Genomic DNA, 3986 nt, shown 5'->3' on the forward strand with positions numbered 1-3986 from the left:
AGTTGGATTCACCTTGCTCAAAAATCGGATAGTTTAGCTGACTTTAAAATTAAAATTAACCTGGATAAACCTACAGAATATAATATTTTTACAGATGACTATCCATTAAATTATGAAAATATAAATGCAGAGAAAAATTGGATCGTACTAGGTGGAAAAAAACAAAAACCTAGCTCATGGAAGTTTGTACCTTTCAGATAACCTAAACACACTCGTTCCTAATCAGAACGAGTGTGTTTTTTGTTTTGGGGTATTTGCTTTTCTTAAGTTCATGGATGTGGGATCACCATACATGTCCATCAACTTAGGGGAAACAATCTTGTTCAATCAGATGGTAAATAAGGATCAACGTTTAATAATTAGCTAGTAATTGTTGAAGTCTATTGTACATTGAAAAGGCGGAGTCTCTTTGAAGACTTCGCCTTTGTTTATATAGGGCATGAATGGTCTCGATACCTTTTATCGTACGTGAAGCATGACGAAGATTTTGAAATCCTGCAGATTTAGCAAAACGTCTCTTGACATGCCTATGATCCTGGTCAATAAGATGGCTAAAATTTTTGATTCTACAATGGATTGTAGTTTGATAAACCGAGGGACCCTTTAGAATAGAAATCACTTTTGACACAAAACAATGATTTTATATGGTGTAGTTTGAGCTGGTATACTCATTATTGTAAAACTATAAATAGCTATTAAATTTCGATTTACAAGATTACCTGTAAAGAATTGACCATTTGTTAATAAAATTTGAGTAGAAGGAGAAATATTTAATTTTAATTTCCCATCACTACTCTCCAACTGTTCATTAAAATAGTCTACTTTTACATTTTGATGCGGTGTATATTTTGCCATAACAATCGCTTGAAATTGTGGTGGAAAAATGAGAGGAGCAGGAGCGTTGGCATCGTAAAACCCAGTTACTTTATCTCCTACTACTACCGTTGCATAGTCGATAAAATACGTATTTGGTTTCACTACAAAATTTATTAGATTCCCATAACCATTATCTACGGACATTAATTTATTACACCCTATATCTTCGTTTGACCCTGTTACAAAATCGTTAATCATAGTTATTGTACCATCAAATGATTGAAATTTTTTCATTCAAATACCTCTTTTGTTTATATAATTAAACCTCTATCGTTACTCTATAATTTTTAAAAACATGTAAATGAAATAATCCTTCTCGTATCAATTCCAAAAATAACCCAAAACCTACCGTTCCATCTAAAACCAGCAACAGACCTTGGTCCTACAAAAATTGGGAAATACCAAAATTGTTCACCATTACTAAGCCATATATAAGTATTCCGAAATAAACATAATGAAATTGCTCCTGGATCAACAGCAAATGGTGAAGCTGTTGATTGTTGAGGAATAAATGATGGGGGGGGAGATGTTGGAGCTTGTGAGCTTTGCTGTCCTGGAAAACTTGGTACACCCGGAAAGCCTGGTACACCCGGAAAACCTGGCATTCCAGGTATACCTGGGATCTGAGGACCAGGGAATTGACGATCGAAGTATTGATCATAATTTATATAAGGATAATATATTGACTCATTATACATTTAAAAACCACCTCTTTCTTTTTAAAACCCTCTAAATTATTAATATGTAATGTGGTTCGTATAGGAAGCTTATTCACTTCCTATACGAACAATATTTTAAACAGGAAAGTATACCAATACCCTTTGTTTTTCGGTATGGGGTAAAGTTAAATTGTCTGCAAGCAAGTATGCACCTGACTTAGTTGATACAACTGAGGTGGCAATCTCAGCGCTCAAACAATCTGTATTTGTCCTGAAGATGAACAAGATTAGAAAAGACTTCAAAGGTTATTTATTTGGCGTTCTCGCAAAGATAATGTCTGTTGAGCAAAGAAAACTGAAGAATACACTTTTCAATTTCCTACAAGATTAAACTGAGGAGGAGCACACACTATTAGGGGTACCGCCACGTTTTGAAAAAAAAAGACTCGACCGTTTTTTTGGTCAAGCCCTGTATTAAATTACAAACTATTTCCCTTTAAGCGCCAGGAATAGTTGGAACCAAATTCTGAACGACTTTGATGAGATTATTTGCGATATCTTGTTGTTGAGATGTAAGTGTATCGGATCCATCAGTGAATACTGTAACGCAGATTGGACAAGCTTCGATATGAATCCCCAATAGATTAATAGCTAGACCACCTGGTATATCCACAGTAAGAATCGATGTGGAACCTTCAGGAGGAGTACAAGTCTGACAGTTAGTTTCAAGAGCCATAGAGTCACCTTCTTTCTTGATAGAGTTAATATATAAATATGTTCGAAGGTACTCAAAGGACAAAGGTATTTGTACAAGCTTCGAAAATTGTGTTAGTGACTCAGATTTACTCCCAATGAACTCAAACCCTTCAGGAGATGTTACAATTATTGGATTAGTATCTGTATCGTGTACAATGAAAATTCCGCCAAGTTTGACGAATTCATCAATGATTCCTCCTGGTTGCATCATTGCCATGACGTCCAGATCAGTAATATTCCCTTGAATTCCGATCCAAACACACCAGTAATCCGCTGCCAGTTGTTTACCTGTAGTGTATTGACCTTTGATAATTGATGGAGATATCTGCACAACAGTATATTGAGTAAGTGACCAAAGTTGTTTGGCAAAATCATAGGAAGCAACATCATTATCAAGCAGTAAGACTCCCTTACCAAAACCGAAAGTTCTACTTGGACAATTCATACTGGTTGTCTCAGTCGTAGAAACTGTTCTATTTATATCTAACGTACAATCATTGGATCCCTGTAAATTTGTCATTTGAACCACTGGTTCAGTAACTGTGAGACAACTATCCGAACTCATTATTCCGTCTAATCTTGCAAAAATTTGAGCTTCCCCAGTATTAATTGCTGTAATCAAACCTTTTGTTTCTTCCTTATTTGAAACTATTGCACTTGAAAGATTGCTAGAGTACCATTCTACAAGATTTGTAATGTCCCTAGTTGATTTGTCAGAATACGTACCTGTCGCAGTAAACTGATGACTCAAACTTGAACAAAGAGATAAATTCTTAGGATCTATCTTGATGGAGACCAAGACAGATATTCTTTTTTCGTAACATTCTTTCTCTTTTGGGATAAACAGAATAGGAGGGTTAAATTGATTGGAAGTGTTCATTTGTGTTAGCCTCACTTTCTTTATCAATACATTTAATCAATATATGTTACATACAGAACTCGGTTTGGACTGGATCGCTCTCCTGATTATTTAGTTCATGTTAATCTGAAACTATTCACTTCCAGTAACGAGAATTATGTAAATGAGCTGTTAGTACACTGAGGAGGCATGAGACTCAGAGCCTCAAAGGGTTACTTACCCTAGGTAGGTATTGACTACATAATTATCACTGTGTAGCGGACTGTATGTAGATGAATAACTATGAGGTGGTTCTCAATGAGAATAATAACTTGAGAGCCTTGATACATATAAGTTTTACTGATCCCAAACCTCTACAGTTCACTGGGAAATGCCCCTTCACGTTCCTTTTGGAAGGGGCATTTTTAGCTAAAATGATAAATTATCAACCATTAATATTTTAACAGTTTTTCATTATGGTTTAGATTGCTCCAATTGTTGTTTCATTTTCTTTTCATTTTCAGTTATAAGGTTTATTAACGGTTCTGGTGCAAAAATAAAACAAAAGAGAATAAAGAACATATATTCCTAACGTAATCGTATCTTATATTGCAAGTCCAAACAATTGATGGACGAATTCTTTCTGATTTTGGATAGACTGGTTCCGTAAATTAATCTGTTCTTTTTTAATCATATGCATGGCTTCTATTCCAGAAAGAATGGATATAGCTGTGTCAAAAGATTTGAGCCCTAGCATAGAACGGATTCGCTTCTTTATAAAACGATGATCTTGTTCTACTATGTTATTCAAGTACTTTTGTTGTCTAAGTTGCAAACCATCAGGTATGCTTTTTTCT

The 3986-nt window shown here is 34.9% G+C and carries 6 protein-coding genes and 1 pseudogene; 2 read left to right on the forward strand and 5 right to left on the reverse strand.

Annotation, left to right across the window (positions count from 1 at the left end; genetic code table 11):
- Positions 1 to 201: hypothetical protein (locus B5P42_RS25675; RefSeq protein ID WP_113735527.1), on the forward strand; the 201-nt coding region annotated here is incomplete at its 5' end.
- Positions 202 to 352: 151 nt separating this feature from the next.
- Here B5P42_RS25675 and B5P42_RS25680 read toward each other — a convergent pair.
- From B5P42_RS25680 to B5P42_RS25690, 3 genes and pseudogenes are all read right to left on the reverse strand, one after another.
- Positions 353 to 592, reverse strand: a pseudogene (locus B5P42_RS25680) (DDE-type integrase/transposase/recombinase); the annotation flags it as partial.
- A gap of 23 nt (positions 593 to 615) precedes the next feature.
- A complete protein-coding gene (locus B5P42_RS25685) occupies positions 616 to 1110 on the reverse strand; it encodes a hypothetical protein (RefSeq protein WP_113735528.1) in 495 nt (164 codons plus the stop codon).
- 53 nt (positions 1111 to 1163) lie between these two features.
- Positions 1164 to 1574, reverse strand: a complete 411-nt coding sequence (locus B5P42_RS25690) for a collagen-like protein (protein ID WP_113735529.1) — start codon at positions 1572 to 1574, stop codon at positions 1164 to 1166.
- 151 nt (positions 1575 to 1725) lie between these two features.
- Here B5P42_RS25690 and B5P42_RS25695 point away from each other — a divergent pair, with 151 nt between their 5' ends.
- On the forward strand, positions 1726 to 1926 hold the full coding sequence (locus B5P42_RS25695) for a hypothetical protein (RefSeq protein ID WP_258397545.1): 201 nt from the start codon (positions 1726 to 1728) through the stop codon (positions 1924 to 1926).
- A gap of 105 nt (positions 1927 to 2031) precedes the next feature.
- Here the strand turns inward: B5P42_RS25695 and B5P42_RS25700 are convergent, their stop codons facing one another.
- Together B5P42_RS25700 and B5P42_RS25705 are read right to left on the reverse strand one after the other, a co-directional pair.
- Positions 2032 to 3171: an Ig-like domain-containing protein gene (locus B5P42_RS25700; RefSeq protein ID WP_060751794.1), complete on the reverse strand. Its 1140-nt coding sequence runs from the start codon at positions 3169 to 3171 to the stop codon at positions 2032 to 2034.
- 562 nt (positions 3172 to 3733) lie between these two features.
- The coding region (locus B5P42_RS25705) for a DDE-type integrase/transposase/recombinase (protein WP_142674062.1) at positions 3734 to 3986 on the reverse strand (253 nt) is incomplete at its 5' end.

This window comes from Bacillus sp. SRB_331 (assembly GCF_003264175.1).
Classification (GTDB): Bacteria; Bacillota; Bacilli; order Bacillales; family Bacillaceae_G; genus Bacillus_A; species Bacillus_A mycoides.